This is a genomic window from Streptomyces sp. NPDC111507, assembly GCF_055638955.1.
Genome location: NZ_JBVKBU010000003.1, coordinates 1,069,431 through 1,090,372 on the forward strand (window position 1 = coordinate 1,069,431; position 20,942 = coordinate 1,090,372).

The window sequence follows — 20,942 nt, forward strand, 5'->3', positions numbered from 1 at the left end:
GTGGGCCGCCGGGCCGGCGGTCCGCCAACTCGCCCTGCCCACGCCCCTGTTCGATCCACCGAACCGCAGACAACGCTTCGAACAGACTTCGTCCAACCCCTTGCCGAAGCCTTAACCGAAGGTTAGCGTCCCGCACCTCACAGCGATTTCGAGCCGCAGCCGTACAAGAGACAAGGACGTCACCATGTCGGCAATGAGCAGCAACTGGGACCGTCGATCCGTCCTGCGGGCCGCAGCGGGGCTGGCCGCGCTGGGGCCGCTGGCCGCGTGCGGAAGCAACAACGGGCGGTCCGGGGGCGGGAGTTCGGGCAAGTCCATCAAGCAGTACTTCCACGCGTACGGCGAGGCCGGCGTCGAGGACGCCCTCAAGCGGTACGCGAAGGGCTACGACAAGGCCGCGGTGAACACGCAGTGGATCACCAGCGCGGACTACGAGAGCAAGCTCTTCTCCGCACTGCTCACCGACAACGCCCCCGACGTGTTCGAGTTCCACCCGCAGATCCAGCTCATCAAGAGCGGTCAGGTGGCGGACCTGAGCGACATCATCGATCCGGTCAAGTCCGACTTCAACCCGGCCGACATCGCCTCGCACACGGTGGACGGGAAGATATACGGCGTCCGGATGATCGACGACCCCCAGTTCTTCTTCTACCGCAAGTCCGTGCTGGAGAAGGCGAAGATCCAGCCGCCGACCACCCTCGACGAGCTGATCGAGGCCGCGGCGAAGCTCACCACCGGCAAGGTCAAGGGCCTGTTCATCGGCAACGACCTGCACGCGGTCATCAACCCGCTGATCTGGTCGTCCGGCGCCGACACCCTCGACGCGAAGAACCAGATCGCGTACCACACGGAGGGCGTCAAGGAGGGCATCAAGAAGATGCGCACGCTGTTCACCAGCGGCCACCTTCTCCTCGACGCCCCGACCGACTACTGGGACCCCTCCGCGATCGTGCAGGGTCTGACCCCCATCCAGTTCTGCGGTATGTGGGCCATGCCGGTCATGCAGAAGGCGCTCGGCGACGACCTCGGGATCTTCCCCTTCCCGAAGGTCACCGACTCCGGCAAGCAGTCGGTCGTCAACGGCGGCTGGTCGATGTTCGTCAACGCCAAGGGCAAGAACGTCGACCTGGCCAAGGAGTACGTGAAGTGGCTGTGGATCGAGCAGAAGAAGTACCAGGAGGACTTCGCGCTGTCGTACGGCTTCCACATCCCGCCGCGCACGTCGATCGCCGCGACCGCCACCAAGCTCAAGACGGGCCTGCCCGCTGAGGGCGTCAAGCTCTTCAACGACTTCGGGCACTTCGACAACATCGGCTGGACCCAGGCCATGATCACCGCGCTGGAGGACGTCTTCGCCAACTGCGTCCGCAAGAACGGTGATCCGGAGGCGGCTCTCGACCAGGCCGACAAGACGGTCAACCGCGAGCTCAAGAAGCTCTTCGGATAGCCGGACGGAGACCGACGGACGGGTTTCGACATGTCGACCACCACCACGCGCGGTGTCGCGCGCCCCGCCTCGGCCAAGGCCTCACCGGCCAGGCCGCGGCGGGGGCTGCGGGGCAGCAGCACCTTCAACTTCTGGCTCTTCACGAGCCCTTTCCTCATCGGCCTGACGGTCTTCGTCTATGTGCCGATCGGCTGGAGCCTCTGGCTGAGCTTCTTCGAGGCGCGCTTCACGGTGACGCCGAGCAAGTTCGTCGGTTTCGACAACTACTGGCAGATGCTGCAGGACAGCAAATTCACCGGCTCGCTCGTCACCTTCACCGTGTTCGCCGCCTTCATCGTGCCCGCCACCTGGGCGCTGTCGCTGGGTCTCGCCCTGCTGGTCAACCGGCTGCGTTTCATGAAGGCGTTCTTCCGGTCCGTCTTCTTCCTGCCGACCGCGTGCAGTTATGTCGCCGCCGCGCTGATCTGGAAGATGTCGATGTTCAGCGGGGTCCGCTTCGGCCTGATGAACACGATCCTCGGCTGGTTCGGCGTCGAGAACATCGCCTGGCTCGCCAACCCCGATCCGCCCTGGTACTGGCTGGTCATCGTGACGCTGCGGCTGTGGCTGCAGGCCGGTTTCTACATGATCCTGTTCCTCGCCGCGCTGCAGAACATCCCGCCCGAGCTGTATGAGGCCGCCGCCATCGACGGCGCCAAGCCCGGCTGGCAGACCTTCCGTTACATCACCCTGCCGCAGCTGCGGGCCACCTCGACCGCGGTGATCCTGCTGCTGGTCATCGCCGCCTACCAGGCCTTCGACGAGTTCTTCAACCTGCTGGCGAAGACGACCTGGGGCCGGCCGCCGCTCGTCGAGCTGTACTACACCGCGCTCGGCGAGAGCCAGGACTACGGCGAGGGCAGCGCGGGCGCGGTGATCCTCACCCTGCTGATCCTCATCGTGACACTGGCGCAGGGCAAGTTCCTGGGCTTCGGAAGGGGTGACGACAAGTGACCGCCACCGTTCCTCCGGTCGCTCCGGTCGACAAGCCGCGCCGCGTCAAGCGCGGCAGCGTCATCGGCAACACCGGCCTGTACGTCTCCATCGGCGTCGCCGCCCTGCTCTTCCTTGTCCCCTTCTATCTGATCGCCCGCAACGCGCTGTCGACGGACCCCGAAATCACCGGCGAGAACTGGAAGTTCTTCCCCACCAACCCCCAGTGGGGCAACGTCACCGAGCTGTTCCACGACACGACGGTCGATTTCGGCCGTTCCCTGTTCAACTCGGCGGTCGTCGCCGTCCTGATCACGGTGGGCACCCTGCTGGTCTGCTCGCTCGCCGGCTACGGCCTGGCCCGTATCCCGTACAAGCACGCCAACAAGATCTTCTACATGGTCCTGGGGACCCTGATGGTGCCGCCCGCCGTCACCTTCGTGCCGAGCTTCGTACTGGTCTCCTCGCTGGGCTGGGTCGACAGCTACCGGGGTCTCGTCATTCCGGTGCTCTTCAGTGGTTTCGCCTGCTTCCTCTTCCGGCAGTACTTCCTGGGGTTCCCCAAGGAGTTGGAGGAGGCGGCGCGCGTGGACGGGCTCGGCTACTGGGGTGCGTACTGGCGCATCGTCGTACCGAACTCCCTGAACTTCTTCGCCGCGATCGCGACCATCACCTTCATCAGCGGCTGGAACGCCTTCCTGTGGCCGCTGGTCATCGGCCAGGACCCGAGTGCCTGGACGGTGCAGATCGCGCTCTCCTCGTACATGACCAACCAGACCGTCAACTACCACCTCATCTTCATGGCCACCGCCATCTCCATCCTGCCCCTGGTGTTCGTGTTCCTCTTCCTCCAGCGCTGGCTAGTGCAGGGGGTCGCGCAGACGGGCATCAAGGGCTGATCGACACGCCAGACGGGCACCAAGGGACGATCTAGGAGACCGATGTCTTTCCGCACGACTTCCGCCATTGACTACGTCGAGGACGTCTCGCCGGGCAGCGGGGCGCTCCCGCCACGCGCCCGGTACGCGTCCTCCGACGCGCGGTCCTTGTCACTGAACGGCAGTTGGCGCTTCCGTCTGTCCCCCACCGCCGACGCCGAGGACGACTCGTTCGCGGCGGAGGGGTTCGATGCCGGGGACTGGGCCGAGGTGTCCGTCCCCGGCCACTGGGTCCTCCAGGGGCACGGTTCACCGATCTACACCAACCACCTCTACCCGTTCCCGGTCGACCCGCCGCGCGTGCCGACCGGGAACCCTACCGGCGATCATCTGCACACCTTCGACCTGCCGTCCGACTGGCCCTCGGACGGCGGCGCGGTGCTGCGCTTCGACGGGGTCGAGTCCTGTGCCCGGGTCTGGCTGAACGGCACCGACATCGGGGAGTTCAAGGGGTCGCGGCTGCCGCACGAGTTCGCGGTCGGCCATCTGCTGAAGCCGGGCGGCAATGTGCTGGCGGTCCGTGTCCACCAGTGGTCGGCGGGCTCGTACCTGGAGGACCAGGACCAGTGGTGGCTGCCGGGCATCTTCCGGGACGTCACGCTCCTGCACCGCCCGGCGGGCGGCGTCCTCGACTTCTTCGTGCACGCCTCCTACGACCACGTCGAAGGCCTCGGAACCCTGCGCGTCGACTCCGACGTCGACGGCCGGGTCACCGTGCCCGGCCTCGACATCGATGTCGCGACCGGCGAGTCGGTCACCGTCCCGGTACTGCCGTGGACGGCCGAGACACCCCAGCTGTACGACGGCGTGCTCGCGACCGAGGGCGAGCGCGTCCCGCTGCGCGTCGGCTTCCGCACGGTCGCCCTGGAGGACGGCCTGATCAAGGTCAACGGCACACCGCTCCTCTTCAAGGGCGTCAACCGGCACGAATGGCACCCGGAGCGGGGCCGGGCCCTGGACCTGGAGACCATGCGCGAGGACGTGCTGCTGATGAAGCGGCACAACATCAACGCGGTGCGCACCTCGCACTATCCGCCGCACCCCGCCTTCCTCGACCTGTGCGACGAGTACGGCCTGTGGGTCGTCGACGAGTGCGACCTCGAGACGCACGGCTTCACCGAGCAGGCCTGGCGCGACAACCCCGTCGACGACGACCGCTGGACCCCGGCCCTGCTCGACCGGGCGGCCCGTATGGTCGAGCGCGACAAGAACCACCCCTCCGTCGTCGTCTGGTCCCTCGGCAACGAGGCCGGCACCGGGCGCGGGCTGACCGCCATGGCCGAGTGGATCCGCGGCCGGGACGGCTCACGCCTCATCCACTACGAGGGTGACATCGACTGCCGTGACACGGACGTCTACTCGCGGATGTACGCCGACCACGCCGAGGTCGAGAGGATAGGCCGCGGCCTCGACGGCGGTACCCACAAGCGCCGCGGACTCCCCTTCATCCTCTGCGAGTACGGGCACGCCATGGGCAACGGTCCCGGCGGGATCGCGGACTACCAGCACCTGTTCGAGTCGTACGACCGCATCCAGGGCGGCTTCATCTGGGAGTGGATCGACCACGGCATCAAGGACGAGTGGTACGGGTTCGCCTACGGCGGCGACTTCGGCGAGGAGCTGCACGACGGGAACTTCGTCTGCGACGGGCTGCTCTTCCCCGACCGGACCCCGTCCCCGGGCCTTGTCGAGTACAAGAAGGTGATCGAGCCGGTCCGGATCGTCGGCGACGCGGCGGACGGGAGCGTGCGGGTCACCAACGGCTACGACTTCGCGGATCTCTCCGCGCTCGCCTTCGAGTGGTCCTACCAGGTCGACGGGGAGACCGTCGAGGCGGGCGTCCTGTCGGTGCCGGAGCTCGCCCCGGGCGAATCGGCGGACGTGAAGCTGCCGGATCGGCCGGCCGCCTCAGGGGGCGGGGAGACCCAGTGGACGGTACGGGCGACGCTCGCGGCCGACACGGTGTGGGGGCCGAAGGACCACCTGGTGGCCTGGGCGCAGTTCCCGCTCTCGGCTCGGCCCTTGACCGCCGTGGCGCAGAGCGACGGACCGGTCCTCGGCGAGGGGCAGATCACCCTGGGCCCGGCGGCCTTCGACGCCCGTACGGGCGCGCTGCGGTCGATCGGCGGGGTCGATGTCAGGGGACTGCGTCTGGACGTGTGGCGTGCGCCGACCGACAACGACAACGGGGCGGCCTGGCAGCCAGATCTGCGCTATGGCCCGCTCTGGCGGGAGCTGGGCCTGCACCGGATGCACCACCGGCTGGAATCGGTGGAGTTGGGCGACGACGCGCTGACCGTACGGACCCGGGTGGCACCCGCCGCCCGCGAGGTGGCCCTGCGCACGGTCTACCGGTGGACGTCCGACGGAACGCGGCTGCGGCTGACCGTGTCCGTGGCACCCGAGGGCGACTGGAGGCTGCCACTGCCCCGGCTCGGGATCCGGCTGGGACTCGCGGGCTCGGTACACGGGGCGAGGTGGTTCGGCGGCGGCCCCGGCGAGGCCTACCCGGACACCAAGTCCGCCTCCATGGTGGGGTGTTGGGAGTCGACCATCGACGGACTCCAGACGCCGTACGTCCGTCCGCAGGAGAACGGCGCTCGGGCCGACGTCCGCTGGGTGGAGATCGGCGGGCTGCGGGTCGAGGGCGAGCCGGAGTTCTGGTTCACCGCGCGCCGCTGGACGTCGGAGCAGCTCGACGCGGCCGAGCATCCCACCGATCTGAAGGCCGGTGACACGGTCTGGGTCAATCTCGACCACGGGCAGCAGGGCATCGGCTCGCAGTCGTGCGGTCCGGGCGTGCTTCCGCAGTACCAACTGCGTCCCGCGCCCGCCGAATTCACGTTCCACTTCTCGGAGATCCATGGCTGACACCCTCACGAGGACCGCGGCCGGTCGGCAGCTCTTCAGCCGACCGGCCGCGGTCGCGTCGTGTATCGGATTCGTCCTCATCGGCATGCTGCAAGCGCTCTACGGCCCGGCGGTCCCGGGCCTGCGCGCGCAGTACGGCCTCTCCCCCTCAGCGGCGGGTCTCGGTCTGAGCCTGCACTTCACCGGGGGTGTCGCGGGCGTCCTCGCCTTCAACGCGATTCACTCCCGGATCTCCAACAGAGCGATGCTGGCGACGAGTTACGCGCTGATGGCGGCGGGCGGCGCGGGCTTCGCACTCGCCGCGAACTGGCCGCTCGCGCTCGCCGCCGCGTTCCTCGGCGGCCTCGGCTTCGGCGGGATCGACTACGGCCTCAACCAGCTGTTCGCGGTCGGCTTCGGCGACCGTTCGACGGCCATGCTGAACGTCCTCAACGCGCACTTCGGCATCGGCGCGGTCCTCGGCCCGGCACTGGTCGCGTGGCTGGGGCCCGACGACTACCCCTACGCCTTCGGAGCGTGCGCGGTGCTCGCGGGGGCGCTGATCCTGTGCACGGGAGGGGTGCGCAGCGAGGCGCCGCCCGTCTCCCCGGCCGGGCGGCCCGCCCCTTCCGGTGGCCTGCTCTCCCGCGTCCTGGTGGGCTTCCTGCTCCTCTACATCCTGAACGTCGGCGTCGAGGCGGGCGTCGGCGGCTGGGAACCCACCCACCTGGAGACCGTCGGCTACGGCGCGACGGTCGCCGCCTCCGCCACCTCCGTCTACTGGCTGATGATGACCGCGGGCCGCTTCCTCGTCGTCCCGATCACCCTGCGGTACGCGCCCGAACGCATCCTCGCGGTCTGCGCGGCCGGGATGACCGCGTGCCTGCTGCTGGCGCTGATCCCCGGGGCGGCGCCGGTGGCGTACGCCGGTGTGGGTCTGTTCATCGCGCCCGTCTTCCCGACCGGCCTGCCGTGGCTCAACAAGGCTCTCCCCCAGGCGAAGAGGGCCGGGGCCTGGGTGATCGCGGCGTCGATGACCGGCGGGGTGGCGGCCCCTCCGCTGCTCGGCGTGGGCATCGAGGCGTCGGGGATCCACGCCGTCCCCTGGCTGCTGACCGCCCTGTCCGCGGCCTCGCTCGTGGCCACCCTGTGGCTGATCGCACTGACCCGGAAGGCGTCCGCATGAGCGGCAGCATCCAGGTCCGGGGGCTGTCCCGGACCTTTCACACCACCGTGCGCCGCCCGGGCTTCTCGGGCGCGCTCAAGTCCCTCGTCAAGCCCGAGCGGGTCGCGAAGGAGGCCGTCTGCGACGTCACCTTCGAGGTGGCGCCGGGCGAACTGCTCGCGCTGCTCGGCCCGAACGGCGCCGGCAAGTCCACCACCATCAAGATGCTCACCGGCATCCTCACCCCGACCTCCGGCGAGGCGCGCGTCGCCGGCGTCGTCCCCTACCAGGAGCGCGAGCGCAACGCACGCAACATCGGAGCGGTGTTCGGACAGCGCACCCAGCTGTGGTGGGACCTGCCGGTGCGTGAGTCCTTCGCGATCCTGCGGGACATCTACGGGGTGCCGGAGCGTGAACACCGCGTCCGGCTCGGCGAGTTCGACGAGCTGCTCGCCCTCTCCTCCTTCTGGGACACCCGCGTACGCCATCTCTCCCTCGGCCAGCGGGTGCGCTGCGACCTCGCCGCCGCGCTGCTGCACGACCCGCCCGTGGTGTTCCTCGACGAGCCCACCATCGGCATGGACGTGGTGGTCAAGGAACAGGTGCGCGGCTTCCTGAAGCACCAGGTGGAGGAGCGTGGCCGAACCGTGTTGCTGACCACGCACGACATGACGGAGGTCGAGCGGCTCGCCGAGCGGGTCGTCCTCATCAACCACGGGCGGCTCGTCCTCGACGGCACCCTGGACGAGATCAGGCGCAGGTTCGGCTCGACCTGGCAGGTGCGGGCCACGCTCGCCGATCCACAGGCGGCGATCGCCCCGCCGCCGGGCATCGCACTGCTGCGCCGCCAGGGCCCCCAGGTGGTGTTCGGGCCGGACGGGCCCGGCGCCCCGACGGTCCACCAGGCGCTCAAGCAGGTCGTCGAGCGGTACGAGGTCACCGACCTCGCGATCGACGAGGCGGACCTGGAGGACGTGATGCGGGCGGCCTACGTCCAGGCGGAGGCCGCGTGAGCACGGCCGTCCCCGGCGGCTGGCGGGCCGCCCGGGTCACCCCGCTCGGCGAGCTGCACACCCCGCCCCGGATGACCGCCGCGCTGCTGCGTCTCGTCGTGCAGGTGGTGCTGGTGGCCTCGCTGTGGCGCGGCCTGTACGCGACGACCGGCACCACCGCGGGCCTCACCCGCGACCAGGCCGTCACCTACGCCGTGCTCGCCGTACTGGCCACCCGGATCAGGGCGTTGGACCAGTACTCGGGCCGGGACACCGTCCAGCAGCACATGCACTTCGGCACCATCGTGTACTGGTATCTGCGCCCGCTGCCCCCGCAGCGCTACTACGCGTTGCGGGCGCTCGGCGAACAACTCTACGGATTCGTCTGGGCGTTGACCGGATACGCGGTGTGTCTGGCCGTCGGGTTCGTACAGCCGCCCGGGTCGGCGGCCGTCGCGGCGGTGTTCGGGCTGAGCGTGCTGCTCGGCCAGTGGGTTCTGTATTACGTGATGCTGGTCATCGACCAGCTGTGCTTCTGGACGCTCCGCAACGGCGCCGCGATCCTGATCCTGGTCTTCGCGCAGAACCTGCTGTCCGGGGTGTACGCGCCGCTGTGGTTCTTCCCCGACTGGTTCATCACGCTCAGCCGTTTCCTCCCCTTCCAGGCGACGCTGAGTGTGCCGCTGTCGCTGTACGTGGGCCGGATCCCGGTCTCCCAGGCGGGTCCCCAACTCGCCCTGCAGGCCGCGTGGGTGGTGGCGCTCGCCCTGTTCACCCGGCTGCTGTGGCGCCGGGCCGCCCGGCGTGTGATCTCGCAGGGAGGCTGAGCATGACGGACGGACCGCACATGACGCACAGGCCGGACACGACGGACGGGCCGCACACGACGGACGGGCTCGGCACCTCACTGAAATCCCTGCGGATCGTGTGGCGCATCACGCGTCTCAACTTCCGCGCACAGCTGGAGTACCGCTCCGAGTTCCTGCTGATGATCGCGATCGGCGCGATCTGGCAGGTGTCGGTGATCGTGTTCGCGACGGTGCTGCTCACCCGGTTCACCGGGATGGGCGGCTGGGCGAGCCAGGACGTGCTGCTGATCGCCGCCACGCGGATGCTGGCGCACGGCCTGTTCGTGCTCCTCCTGGGCCGGGTGCACGGACTGGCCCGGCACATCCAGGAGGGCGTGATCGACACGTATCTGGTCCGCCCCATGCCGGTCCACCGGCAGCTCCAGCTCTCTGTCTTCCCCACAAACGCGATCGGCGACCTGACGGTGGCGACCGGGCTGATGGTGGGCGCGCTGACCCGCAGCCAGCTGGACTGGAACGCGGCCCGGATCTCGTACCTCGTCGTCTGTGTGCTGGGCGGGATGCTCTTGGAGGCGGCCCTGTTCACGGCGGTGGCCTGCGCGTCGCTGCGCTTCCCGGCCGCCGACTACTGGGGGCGCTGGCTGGAGGAACTGCTCGGCACGTTCGGCAGCTATCCGCTCAACGTGCTGCCGCGCGCGGTCGGCGGTTTCCTCACCTTCGGACTGCCGCTGGCCTTCGTCGCCTACTTCCCCGCCGCCGTGCTGACCGGACACGGCGGCGACTCGGGGGTGCCGTACTGGCTGGCGGCGGCCTCACCGCTGGTGGGGCTGCTCGCCTATCTGGGCGCGCGGCTGCTGTGGCGCTGGAGCCTCGGCCACTACTCCGGGGTCAACGGCTGACGACCGGTGCGCCGGCCCCGTCCGTACGGGGCCGGCGCACCGGGGTGAGCAGGGCCAGCAGGGCGACGAGCACGCAGCAGGCGCCCGCGACCATGCCCACCGCCGCCGTGCCGTGGCGCCCCGCGGTCCAGGTGAGGACGGCCGCGCCGGCGGGGGCCGCCGAGTAGTGCAAGGTCCAGAACGCCGAGGTGACCCGGCCGAGCAGATGCTCCGGAGTCACCTCCTGCCGCAGCGACATGGAGCACGTACCCGCCACGCTCCCGAAGCCCAGGAAGACCGCGGTCAGGGCGGCGACGGCCGGCACGCTGCGGGCCCAGCCCAGACCCGCCAGCGCGCATCCGCACACCGCCACCGAACCGATCCAGGTCGGGCCGAAGCCCAGCCGTCGGCGCACCCGGGCCACCAGGAGCGCCCCGGCGATCGTGCCGAGCGCGCCGACCGCGAACACGGTGCCGACCGCCGCGTCGTCGCGGCCGAGATCGTGCTTGAGGTGGTAGATCAGCAGGTCGTTCAGTCCGAGTGTCAGGAAGCTGAAGAAGGACAGCAGGACGGTCAGCACGCGCAGCACCGGATGCCGGACCAGGAAGGACACCCCGGCGAGCAGATCCGTCCACAGCCGCCGGACCGCTCCCGTTCCGGCCACGGGTCCCGGTGCGGGGCGTGTGCTGCCCTTGAACCGTACGAAGCCGACACAGGCGGCCGACACGCCGAAGCTCGCCGCGTCCACGCCGACGGCGGCGGCTGGCCCGAGCCACGCCGCCACCAGCCCCGCGCCCACCGGACCGGCCACCCCGGCCGCCGCCGCGGTCGCGTTCAGCCTGCCGTTGGCCTCCGTGATCCGCTCGACGCCGACGAGGTTGCGGACGACGGTGACGTAGGCGACGGAGAACAGCATGCCGACGGCCTCGCACAGCGGCAGGACCACGTAGAGCAGCCAGATCCGCGGTCCGAAGACCCAGACCAGCGGAATCACCGCGTACAGGGCCATACGGACCAGATCGCAGGCCACCAGCAGTTTCCTGCGGTCCACCCGGTCGACGACGACCCCGGCGAAAACCCCGGCCACGACCGAGGCCGCCCCGCCGACGGCCGTCAACAGGCCCATCTGCGCGACGGATCCGGTCGCGCGTAGCACGAGCAGCGGCAACGCGATCAGGGCGAAGGAGTCTCCGAGGACCGAAAGAGTCTGCGCGACCCAGAAGACACCGAAGTCACGGTCCCGCCGCAGCGGCTGTGGGGGTTCTTCGTCGACCGTGCCTTCTGCGGCCCGCTCCAAAGCCCTGGGATCTCTCCCGCGCCACGCTCTGAACGTCACCGCGCCGGCCCCCGTCACCCGATCCAGTCGTCGACCAGCGTAGAGCCTGTCCGGCGGATCATGCGGCTACTAACCAGGCTGCGACGATGGACCACTCGGCCGACATGCCCGAGAGTCTCGCCGAGCCTGCGTCACCGGCCCAGGCGAATGACTACGACCGCTTCGCCGAGGCGTACTCGGCGGAAACCGAGAACAACCTCGTGAACGCGTACTACGCGCGGCCCGCGATGTTGGCCCTCGCCGGAGACGTGGCCGGCCGCCGGATCCTGGACGCCGGTTGCGGCTCGGACGCCCTGTCCGCCGCACTGCGCGACCGCGGTGCCCTCGTCACCGGCATCGACGCCAGCGCCGGAATGCCGGCGCTGGCGAGGCGGCGGCTCGGTGACGACGTAGCCCTGCACGTGGTCGACCTGAACGACCGCCTGCCGTTCGCCGACGGTGCGTTCGACGACGTGGTGGCGTCGCTGGTGCTGCACTACCTGGAGGACTGGGGGCCGACACTGGCCGAATTGCGGCGCGTGCTCAGGCCCGGCGGCCGGCTGATCGCGTCGGTGGAACACCCCTTCGTGGCCTACACGTTCCAGGAGCCTCGGTCCGACTAGGTTCCCCGACGACTTCCATGACCTCTCGACCAGAACCTGCTTCCTGTTCTTCGTCGTCGAGGTGCCGCCGTCGGACACCGGCTCGGGGCCCTTCGAGAGCGGTCACCTGGCCTCTGAGCCTGCCCGATTCGCGGCGAGTTGTCTTGCTCACACAGTGGGCCGTTGCTAAGCCTTGGGCACTCGACTCCATGGAGGACGCTGTGTATCAAGAGGCCCCTCTTCCCGTTCCTCCGCGTTCACGTGTCCGGGGATTCGTCTGCGCCGTCACAGCCACCGCCCTCGTCACGCTCACCGCCGCGGCGAGTCCCCCCGACGCGGACATCCGGACCGCGGCGGCCCCGGCAGCCGTGGTCCGCGAGTGGAACGCCATCGCCACCGACACGATCAAGACCAGCCTTGGCCCCCGTCCCTCCGGGCAGGCAGCGATCTGGGAGGGGTTCGTCTCCGTCGCCGTGTACAACGCCGTGGTGGGGATCGAAGGCGGCTACGCCCTGTACAAGTGGCGCGAGCGCGGTCCGGCCAAGGCATCCTCCGCGGCGGCCGCCGCCACTGCGGCCCACGACGTGCTGCTCGCCTGCTTCCCTGCCTTCAAGGAGCGGCTCGACACCGCCTACGCGGACTCGCTCGCCGCTCTGCCGGCCGGTCAGGCCAGAGACCGGGGCGTCGACTACGGAAGGCGCGCCGCTGCCCGCATCATCGAACTCCGGGAAGGGGACGGAAGGTTCGCGGACGTTCCGTTCACCGCTTCCCCGGCACCGGGGGTCTGGCGGCCCACCCCGCCCGCGTTCCAGCCCTTCATCGACACCTGGCTCGCCAGGCTCCGGCCCCTCCTGCTCGCCTCCCCGCAGCAGTTCCGCCCCGGCGGACCACCCGCCATCTCCTCGGCCGCTTACGCCAAGGATCTCCAGGAGTTGAAGGCCATGGGCGCGAAGACCGGCTCGGGCAGGAGCGCGCGGCAGACCGAGACCGCCCTCTTCTTCAGCGGCAACCTGGTCGAACAGGCTCAAACAGCCGTACGAGACCACGCCGCCCGGCACCGGCTCGGCATCGCCGAGACGGCCCGGCTGTTCGCCGCGGTGAACGCGGCGGCGACCGATGCCGTCGTCACGGCATGGGACACCAAGCTCCACTACGGCTCCTGGCGGCCGATCACCGCCATCCGCCTCGCCGACACCGACGGCAACCCCGCGACGACGGCGGACCCGGCCTGGGAGCCGCTGCTCATCACCCCACCACACCCGGACTACATCGCCGGCCATACGACCGTCGCCGCTGCCGTGGCACGCGCCCTGACCGGCGTCCTCGGCACCTCGCACATCGACCTCTACGTCCCCTCCGAGGTCACCGGCACCACGCGGTTCTACGGGTCCGCCGACAGTCTCAACCGGGATGTCGTCGACGCCCGTGTGTGGGGCGGCGTCCACTCCCGCACGGCGGACGTGGCCGGCTGCCGGGCCGGCACCCGCGTGGCCGCCTGGGCCCTGGCCCACTACTTCCAGCCGGTCACCAAGGACGGCACCCAGCTGTCCCCGCCGACACGAACGGCTCGGCAGGACAGGCTCGCCGAGCCCAAGTGCGGCGACGCCACCGACTGAACCACCGAGCCGAAGAGGGCCCGGCGTCGTGCCGGGCTTCCGATCCTGCCCTGAGTACCGGATCAGCGGGTGGACCCTTCTTCCGGTCGGCAGGCACTCGGGCGTCAGGGCGCATGCGGATGTTCCGCCCCGTCAGTACCAGCGGACGTGGGCGGCCGCGGCCTGGCCGGTACGCGCGGCGTGGCGCAGCACACGCAGCGGGCCGTCGAGGAGCTCGTCGGCGGGGTGGTCAGGGTCGTCTCCCGCAGGAAGTCCCCGAACCAGCCCGGCAGCCGCAGCACCGCGTCGGGACCGAGCGGGCAGGCCACGGCCGAGAACTGATCCACGAGTCGGCCCCGTGCCGTGCATCCGGCCGTCCTCTACCGCCCAGTACTGCAGGGGCACTTGTCGCGGGGCTGACGCTGGGGTCGAGCAAGGGCTGAGATCACGAGGACAATGCGGCCCGCTCGGATTCGGCCAGCAATATGCAGAACTCGTTGCCCTCCGGGTCCGCGAGAACGACCCAGCCCCAGCAGTCGGTTTTGCGGTGGAACTTCGTTGAAGTGCAAGGCCGGGCCGCCGGGCTGCGTGATCGCTATGTTCGTCACCGTTGAGCCCATGCGCGCGATCATGTCCGAGCGGCGCCCCGCCCGCCACGGCCGGACCCCGCGACCCTGATGGGGTCTGTGAACGCGGCTTGGTGATCCGCCTCAACCCGCCTACGACCCCTGACAGCGCCTCGTGGAAACAGCGGCGGTGGCGCTACGCTGCTGTGCCGTGCAGGAGACACGTCTCGACACTGCTCGGATCCGGGCGGCTCGCCGGGTGATCGACCCGGTCTTTCTCGACACTCCGCTGTACCGCTGCGAGGCGCTGGAGCCCGGCCTCGGGTGCACGGTGAGCATCAAGCTCGAAACGGCGAACCCGGTCCGCAGCTTCAAGGGCCGCGGCACCGAGGTGGTCGCGAGCCTGCTGGCCGACCATGCCTCGCGAGCCGCGGTGTGCGCGAGCGCCGGCAACCTTGGTCAAGCCCTCGCGTGGTCCGGTCGCGGCCGGGGGCTCGACGTCACCGTCGTGGCATCCCGCTTCGCGACTCGGGCCAAGCTTGATCGCATCCGCGCACTGGACGCCGGGTTGGAGCTGGTGGACGGCGACCACGAGATGGCTCGCGAGCGGGCGGCGGCCATCGCACGGTACGACGGCATCCGGCTGGTCGAAGACAGCCTGGACATCGAGACCTGCGAGGGCGCGGCGACCATCGGCCTGGAACTGGTGGACACCGCGCCGTCGTTCGACACCGTCCTGATCGCTCTCGGCGGCGGGGCGCTGGCCACCGGCGTGGGTCATGTGGTGAAGGCGTTGGCACCCGAAGTCGAGGTGATCTGCGTCCAGCCGCTGGGCGCACCGGCGCTGACACTCTCGTGGCGCAGGCGACGTGTCGTCACCACCGACTCGACCGACACCATCGCCGACGGCGTCGCCGGCCGGTATCCCATCCCGGCCGTCCTGGACGACCTCCTCCTGGTCGCCGACGACGCCGTCCTGGTCCAGGAGGCGTCGATCATCACCGGTATGCGGATGCTCCTCGACCACGCCGGCCTCGTCGTCGAACCTTCGGCCGCGCTCGGCATCGCCGCGATCCTCGAAGACCGCGACCGCTTCGCCGACCGACACGTCGTCACCATCGTGTGCGGCAGCAACGTCGACGTAGACGCCTACCACCGCTGGGTCGGCGCGGATCCTCTCCACAGGTCCTGACGATTGCTCAGGCCGACGCCCGAACCAGCCGCACATGACCGCAGCTTCCCCAACTGGGAGCGGGGCGTGCAACAGGGCCGGGCCCGTCCTTGTCGTCGAGGGCATCCCCCAGCAACCGTGGGGCGGTCGGGTGGGCTACAGGTAGTCCTCCAGGCGGGCGACCGTGAAACCCTGTTCCTGGATATGGCGTAGCAGGTTCGCCGTCATCCGCGTCATCGTCGTGCCCTTGAGCTCGGACGGCCCGCGGAAGTGGGCCAGAATGATGTCGCCCGGGTGGAGCTTCTTGACGGCGCCCTGGTACTGCATGTTCTTGATCTGCATGGACTCGCGCCAGAGGACGATCTTCTCAATGCCGCAGGACGCCGCGGCGGCCCGGGTGTTCTCGTTCCAGTTGCCGTAGGGCGGACGGAACAGCCGTGGCATGGTGCCGTATCGATCCTTCAGCTTCTTCTGCTGGCCGCAGATCTCCTGCTTCTGGGCCTCCGCACCCAGGGTGCGGAGGTTCGGATGAGTCAGGGTGTGGTTCTGGATGCCGTTGCCCAGTCGCTGGAGTTTCTTGAAGTAGCCGTAGTCGGCGCGGATGACGGAGTCCGTCAGGAACATCGTGAAGGGGATCTTCAGCTCCCGCATCATCGTCACGAACTCCGGGTCCTTCTCCGCCCCGTCGTCGAACGTGAGGAAGACGATGTTCTCCTTGGTGGGTATCTCGCTGATCACCGGCACCCGGCCTCCGGCAGCCGCTCGCCCCGTCGGCTTGGTCGCGGGCGGGGCGGGCGGAGCGGCCAATGGTTTGATGCCCCACTTGCGGTAGGCGGCCTCGGCGCCCACCCGCGCGCCCGCGTCGCCGCGGGGAAGCCGTGCGGACGGTGCGGGACGGACCGCCGTGCCGGGACGGGAGTCCGCCGAGGGTTCGGCCGTGCAACCCGTCGCACAGCCCGTCGCGAGAAGGACGCAGGCCAGCACCGCCCCACTGATTCGCCTGTCCACCGTGTGCCACCCCATGTCGTCCGTACGCCGCAGCCCGTCCGCCCTCCTTGATGACGAACAGATGTCCGAGGTTCCATTCCGGACGCGACGGATGGCACTGAGCGCCGGCCCGCAACCAGCGGTCCAGCGAGGAATCCGGGCCCAGCACCGGGATGCGGGACGGCCCGCACACGGCGTTGCCGAGCAGGCCGACCTTGAAGCCGCTCACCCGCACGCCCTGCGGCTTGGCGCCGCTCACCTCAGTGGCCTGGGGATTTGTGGTGCGTAGCCCCCAGCCTGCTGTTCCCTCGGCCAGGTTGAACGGCGTTTTCGTCCGCCGTGGAGGTGGCGCCTACCGGATTCCCTGTCACCGGCCGGGACTTCGACATCGGTGTCGTGAGCGGCGACCAGTGCCACCGTCACCGCGCCAGATGTCGCCGACCGCACTGAGGGCGGCCTACCGCCCGAAGACCGTCTGCCGGACGCCGGACGCCGGCTGTCTGCCGCGATGCGTGATTCCCCGTGTGTGACATTCGGTCGGGCCTCTGCGCTGGACAAGTGCCGCCTGTCGATCAAGACAGCGGCAGCGCGGGCAAAGCGCCGGACCTCTCTGCTCGTACTGCCTTCCGCGGAGTTCAACTGCAGACGTCCTACCGAAGGAAGCGACCGAATACCGTGCGCATAAGACAGTTCGCAGAAAGTGCAGCAGTCTCGGCAGCCCTGAGCCTCTCACTCCTTGGCTTCGGAACGACCACGGCCGCCGCGGACACCAGTACCTCACTGCCGATCAGCTCGTATCGGGACATAGCTGTCGACGCAGCTCATCAGCAGGTCTTCCTCAGCGACCCGTTCGGCGGCAGCGTTCTGGTGACGGACTACACGGGCCAGGTCGTGAAGCAGATCAGCGGTGAGGCCGGCGCCTGGGGAATCGCGCTCTCCAGCGACTCCAGGACGCTGTACGTGGCACTCCGCGACGCCGGCGCGATCGCCACGATCGACACCGCCACTCTGCAGGAGACCGCCCGGTACGACACCGGCACCGGCGCAGGCGCCTACGCCGGTCCGACCTCCCTCGCGTCGGCCGGAGGAAAGATCTGGTTCGGCTACAGCACCGACACCTGGAACGGTGCCCTCGGCTCCCTGGACCTGAGCGGCCCGCAACCGGTCGTCACACGGGGCCAGGACCTCGGCACGTTCCGCGGCGCGCCCCGCCTGGCCGCCACGCCGCAGGATCCGGACACTCTCGTCGCCGCCGAGTCCGACGGCAACGACGCCACCCTGGCGGTGTACGACGTGAGTACCGGACAGGCCAACGTACAGGCGAAGCGCGTCGATCCAGGGCCGGACGGGTGCTCGAGCCTGCAGGACCTCGCCTTGACGCCGGACGCCGCGCGGGTTGTTGTCGCCTGCGCCTCGCCCTATTACCACCAGGCGTTCCGCACCGCCGACCTGGCGGACGACGGCACCTACACCACCAGCCACTACCCCAACGCGGTGGCCATCGCCCCCGACGGCACGATCGCGGCGGGCGTCGACGGCGCCTCCTCGCCCGACGTCCATCTGTTCACGCAGGGCAACTCCACGGCCTTCAAGACCTGGGACTTCCCGTCGTCCTCCGCCTACGCCACCACCACCCTCCTGCCGGCCGGTCTGGCCTGGGCACCGGACGCCAGCCGGATTTTCGCGGTCACCGAGGACAGCAGCTCTTCGTCCTTGACGCTGGAGGTCCTGGACCACCCGCAGGTCGCCACCGCCGTCACCGTGCACGCACCCACCTCGTCACCCCGGAATCAGAACCTCACCCTCACCGGAAAGCTCGAAGCGCCCGTGGGGTTCGGCACCGGAAGCACCGTCGACATCTGGCGGCTCGACGACCCCTTGGCGGGTGAGGGCACGCTGATCGGGTCCGCGGCCGTCGCCGCGGACGGCACGTTCAGCTACACCGACCGTCCGAGGGCCAAGGGCGATGTCCAGTACACCGTCCAGTACGCGGGCGACGCACGGCACGCGAGTGCCTATGGCACGGCCACGGTCGACATCACCTCTGACTGAGTCCCTTCCACGTCGCGCCACGGCTCCCGGCATGAAGCGGCCTTCACGACCATGTACGCCGGTCGTGAAGGCCGCTTCATGTTGTGGGACCGCGTACGCCGGTCGGTGTGGCGCACCGCGCCTTCGTGGGGCTTGGGCTACTTGATGTAGACCAGGCTGTCGGTGGTGACGGTGGGACGGCCGCTGGTGCCGACCACGACGATCTTGACGGTGTGCTTGGCGGCGGCGGACCAGGTCTTGGTCCAGATCGCCTGCCGGTACAGGGTGGTGGAAGACCTCAGGTCGACGGTGGAGACCTTGGTGCCGTCGACGTAGACGTACGCCTGGCCGGAGCTGGAGGCGCGGGAGACCACCCAGGCGACGGAGCGTCCGGTGAAGGTCCAGGTGAGGCCGGCGCCCTTGGAACCGCTGGAGTAGGACTGGCCGCCGAGGTAGCTGGTGGAGGAGCGGGTGGTCCAGCTGCCGGACTTCGTAGCGGCGGTCTCCTGCAGTATCACCGGGGTGTACGAGGGGGAGGACGTGCGGTAGTTGCCGGCGTAGTCGTAGGCCCGCATCGACCAGATGGTGGCGGCGGAGGACTTGGCGGTGCGGCTGGAGGTGGTCGTGGTCGGGCCGAAGGTGGCGGTGGTGGGCGACAGCAGCTTCACGTAGCGCAGGGCCTTGTCGTCGGTGGCCTTCCAGCCGAGAGTGACAGGGATGGCGCTGGTGCTGACGGTGCCGGAGCGCAGGGAGAGCTTCGGGTTGGTGGTGAAGGTCGGTGCGGTCGTCTCCGCTGTGACAGCCAGCGCGGCACTGGTCGCGGTCTTGCCGGACTGGTGCACGGCCCGCACGGCGACGGTGTGGCTGCCCAGGGCCAGGGTGGCGCCGGCGGAGGTGGCGGTGCCGGAGGTGGTCGCGACGGTCTTGCCGTCGACCAGCAGCTCGAACCTGGAGATCAATGACGCTGGTGTGGTGGCCGTCCAACGGACGGTGATGCCGCCCTTGGTGTAGTACGTCGAGCCCGAAAGGCCCGCGCCGTCGACCGAGCTGACCTTCAAGCCCTGCACCGGGCCGGCTGCCCAGGTGCGGATGGTCGGCAGTTGATCGTAGAGCAGGCCGCCGGGGCACTGGGTGTTGTAGCCGTCCCGGTGGCCGGAGATCCGCTGGAAGGTGTATGTGCTGCCCGCGGTGAAGTTGGTGTTGGAGTAGTTGTGCTGGCTCGCGCCTGCGGTCAGCCGGGTGGTTCCGGCGGGATCGGCGCCGTACTGGCCGAGCTTCCAGGCCGCCAGGCGGGCGACTGACGCCAGCGTGGCGTTGGTGGCGCTGGTGGAGGTGTAGTCACCGAGCACCGCGACGCCTGCGGACTCCCGGTTCCAGCCGTAGGTGTGTGCGCCGAACACCGGAAGACCGACGCCGCCCTTGCGGCCCTCGAAGATGGTGCCGCATTTGTCGACGAGGAAGTTGTAGCCGATGTCCTTCCAGCCGCTGACCTGGACGTGGTACGCGTGGATGCTCCGGATGATCGACGCGGAGTCGGCGCAGGAGTAGTCGTTGGCCCCGTCGGTGTGGTGGACGAAGACCGCCTTCACGTCCGCGTTGTACTCCGGCGCCTCGGGGCTGAGCGACTCGTCGGCACCCCAGTCGGCGCGCGAGACGATCGGCGGTTCGGGCACGGTGGACGGCGGCGCCGAGGGCGACGCGCTGGAGGACGTGCTCGGCGACGGCGACATGGAGTCCGTGGGGGACGCCGACGCGGAGGGCGGGACGGAGGGCGGGACGGAGTCGGTGGCCGCGGGCGTGGTGTCCGTCGCAGCCGGGGACACGGTGGTCTGGCCGTCCGTCGGCGTGGCGGAAGAGCCGTCACCGGGCGCGGCGGAGTCGGTGGGCGCGGCGGAGTCGGTGGGCGCGGATGCCGTGGCGCCGGGACTCTCATCGGCGACGAATGCGGCCGGCTCGGCGGTGCCGCCGGCCTTGGTCTCGGCGTCGGTCACCACCCCCGGGTCGACCAGGTTGACCTCAAGGCCCTTGGGCAGAGCGGAGCTGCTGGTGCCGTTCTTGCGGATGACCTGCACCTGCATGCCGTCGGAGGGACCGACCCACAACGGCTCGGATGCTCCGCGCACTCCGACGCCGGGGTTCTCCAGCGGGTCGACGTTCAGTTCGAGGTCCTGCCAGGCGCTCCACTGGCCGGTCCCGAGGCTGCGGGTACGTACCTGCGCCGTGCCGTCAAGCCGCTTGGCCGCCCCCGTCCAGGAGACGCCGAGCATCGAGAACTGCTCGGTGTCCGTGCGCGGCAGCTCCCGCTTGTCGCCTGTGCTGCCTTTCAGCGCGAGGTCGTACACCTTCGCCGGCCGCTTGGCCCGGCCGGCCGCGCCGGGATCGGAGGACGGGCTGGCGACGGCGTAGGTCACCACGCCCCCGCCTCCCAGGACCACCGCACCGAGCGTCAGCCACGCCCGTCGTTTCATGTTCAGCGGTCTGTACACATGCGACGTACGACGACCCACGACGTATCCACCCCTAGAAGGCCCGGAAAGGCCACAGAAAAAAGTCATATGAGGCACACCCGTCACACAGGTGGCCGCCCTCTACAGCGCACCGCGTCCGACGAACATCACGGGGCG

15 protein-coding genes and 2 pseudogenes are annotated in these 20,942 nt (G+C 69.6%); 13 read left to right on the top strand and 4 right to left on the bottom strand.

Going from position 1 to position 20,942, the window contains the following annotated elements:
- Positions 1–184 precede the first annotated feature (184 nt).
- From ACZ7M2_RS17345 to ACZ7M2_RS17380, 8 genes are all read left to right on the top strand, one after another.
- A complete protein-coding gene (locus tag ACZ7M2_RS17345; protein WP_471595942.1) occupies positions 185–1,447 on the top strand; it encodes an ABC transporter substrate-binding protein in 1,263 nt (420 codons plus the stop codon).
- A 30-nt stretch (positions 1,448–1,477) separates the two neighbouring features.
- Positions 1,478–2,440 carry a carbohydrate ABC transporter permease gene (locus tag ACZ7M2_RS17350; protein ID WP_403694447.1) on the top strand — a complete coding sequence of 321 codons (963 nt, stop codon included), beginning with the start codon at positions 1,478–1,480 and terminating at the stop codon, positions 2,438–2,440.
- Entirely contained in the window at positions 2,437–3,318 is an 882-nt protein-coding gene (locus ACZ7M2_RS17355; protein WP_471595943.1) for a carbohydrate ABC transporter permease, read from the top strand. Before ACZ7M2_RS17350 ends, ACZ7M2_RS17355 begins: the two co-directional genes overlap by 4 nt.
- Positions 3,319–3,360: 42 nt before the next feature.
- Complete coding sequence (locus tag ACZ7M2_RS17360) at positions 3,361–6,228, top strand: glycoside hydrolase family 2 TIM barrel-domain containing protein (RefSeq protein ID WP_471595944.1); 2,868 nt, start codon at positions 3,361–3,363, stop codon at positions 6,226–6,228.
- The gene (locus tag ACZ7M2_RS17365; protein ID WP_471595945.1) at positions 6,221–7,393 is read left to right on the top strand and encodes an MFS transporter; all 1,173 of its coding nucleotides are present in this window, start codon (positions 6,221–6,223) and stop codon (positions 7,391–7,393) included. Before ACZ7M2_RS17360 ends, ACZ7M2_RS17365 begins: the two co-directional genes overlap by 8 nt.
- Positions 7,390–8,385: an ABC transporter ATP-binding protein gene (locus ACZ7M2_RS17370; RefSeq protein WP_471595946.1), complete on the top strand. Its 996-nt coding sequence runs from the start codon at positions 7,390–7,392 to the stop codon at positions 8,383–8,385. Before ACZ7M2_RS17365 ends, ACZ7M2_RS17370 begins: the two co-directional genes overlap by 4 nt.
- A 71-nt stretch (positions 8,386–8,456) precedes the next feature.
- Positions 8,457–9,191 (top strand): ABC-2 family transporter protein, encoded by a 735-nt coding sequence (locus tag ACZ7M2_RS17375; RefSeq protein ID WP_190171599.1) that lies wholly within the window; start codon positions 8,457–8,459, stop codon positions 9,189–9,191.
- A 20-nt stretch (positions 9,192–9,211) separates the two neighbouring features.
- On the top strand, positions 9,212–10,072 hold the full coding sequence (locus ACZ7M2_RS17380; protein WP_471596043.1) for an ABC transporter permease: 861 nt from the start codon (positions 9,212–9,214) through the stop codon (positions 10,070–10,072).
- Here the strand turns inward: ACZ7M2_RS17380 and ACZ7M2_RS17385 are convergent.
- Positions 10,062–11,348 (bottom strand): MFS transporter, encoded by a 1,287-nt coding sequence (locus tag ACZ7M2_RS17385; RefSeq protein ID WP_471595947.1) that lies wholly within the window; start codon positions 11,346–11,348, stop codon positions 10,062–10,064. The two genes, ACZ7M2_RS17380 and ACZ7M2_RS17385, sit on opposite strands and share 11 nt — an antisense overlap.
- 143 nt (positions 11,349–11,491) lie before the next feature.
- Between ACZ7M2_RS17385 and ACZ7M2_RS17390 the strand changes: the two are divergent.
- The 3 genes and pseudogenes from ACZ7M2_RS17390 to ACZ7M2_RS17400 all read left to right on the top strand — a co-directional run bounded on the left by ACZ7M2_RS17390 (position 11,492) and on the right by ACZ7M2_RS17400 (position 13,905).
- Positions 11,492–12,158, top strand: a pseudogene (locus ACZ7M2_RS17390) (class I SAM-dependent methyltransferase).
- Between the two features lie 19 nt (positions 12,159–12,177).
- Positions 12,178–13,584, top strand: coding sequence for a vanadium-dependent haloperoxidase (locus ACZ7M2_RS17395; protein ID WP_471595948.1), 1,407 nt, complete (start codon positions 12,178–12,180; stop codon positions 13,582–13,584).
- A 180-nt stretch (positions 13,585–13,764) separates the two neighbouring features.
- Positions 13,765–13,905 (top strand): hypothetical protein, encoded by a 141-nt coding sequence (locus tag ACZ7M2_RS17400; protein WP_471595949.1) that lies wholly within the window; start codon positions 13,765–13,767, stop codon positions 13,903–13,905.
- Positions 13,906–14,008: 103 nt separating this feature from the next.
- Here the strand turns inward: ACZ7M2_RS17400 and ACZ7M2_RS17405 are convergent.
- Positions 14,009–14,113: pseudogene (locus tag ACZ7M2_RS17405) on the bottom strand (VOC family protein); the annotation flags it as partial.
- A gap of 227 nt (positions 14,114–14,340) precedes the next feature.
- Here ACZ7M2_RS17405 and ACZ7M2_RS17410 point away from each other — a divergent pair.
- Positions 14,341–15,321: a threonine ammonia-lyase gene (locus ACZ7M2_RS17410; protein WP_471595950.1), complete on the top strand. Its 981-nt coding sequence runs from the start codon at positions 14,341–14,343 to the stop codon at positions 15,319–15,321.
- A 135-nt stretch (positions 15,322–15,456) separates the two neighbouring features.
- On the opposite strand, the gene ACZ7M2_RS17415 is transcribed toward ACZ7M2_RS17410, so the two are convergent.
- Positions 15,457–16,323, bottom strand: a complete 867-nt coding sequence (locus ACZ7M2_RS17415) for a polysaccharide deacetylase family protein (protein ID WP_471595951.1) — start codon at positions 16,321–16,323, stop codon at positions 15,457–15,459.
- Positions 16,324–16,962: 639 nt separating this feature from the next.
- Here ACZ7M2_RS17415 and ACZ7M2_RS17420 point away from each other — a divergent pair.
- The gene (locus ACZ7M2_RS17420) at positions 16,963–18,339 is read left to right on the top strand and encodes a YncE family protein (protein ID WP_471595952.1); all 1,377 of its coding nucleotides are present in this window, start codon (positions 16,963–16,965) and stop codon (positions 18,337–18,339) included.
- A gap of 137 nt (positions 18,340–18,476) precedes the next feature.
- Here ACZ7M2_RS17420 and ACZ7M2_RS17425 read toward each other — a convergent pair whose 3' ends face one another.
- The gene (locus tag ACZ7M2_RS17425; RefSeq protein ID WP_471595953.1) at positions 18,477–20,786 is read right to left on the bottom strand and encodes a peptidoglycan recognition protein family protein; all 2,310 of its coding nucleotides are present in this window, start codon (positions 20,784–20,786) and stop codon (positions 18,477–18,479) included.
- Positions 20,787–20,942 lie beyond the last annotated feature (156 nt).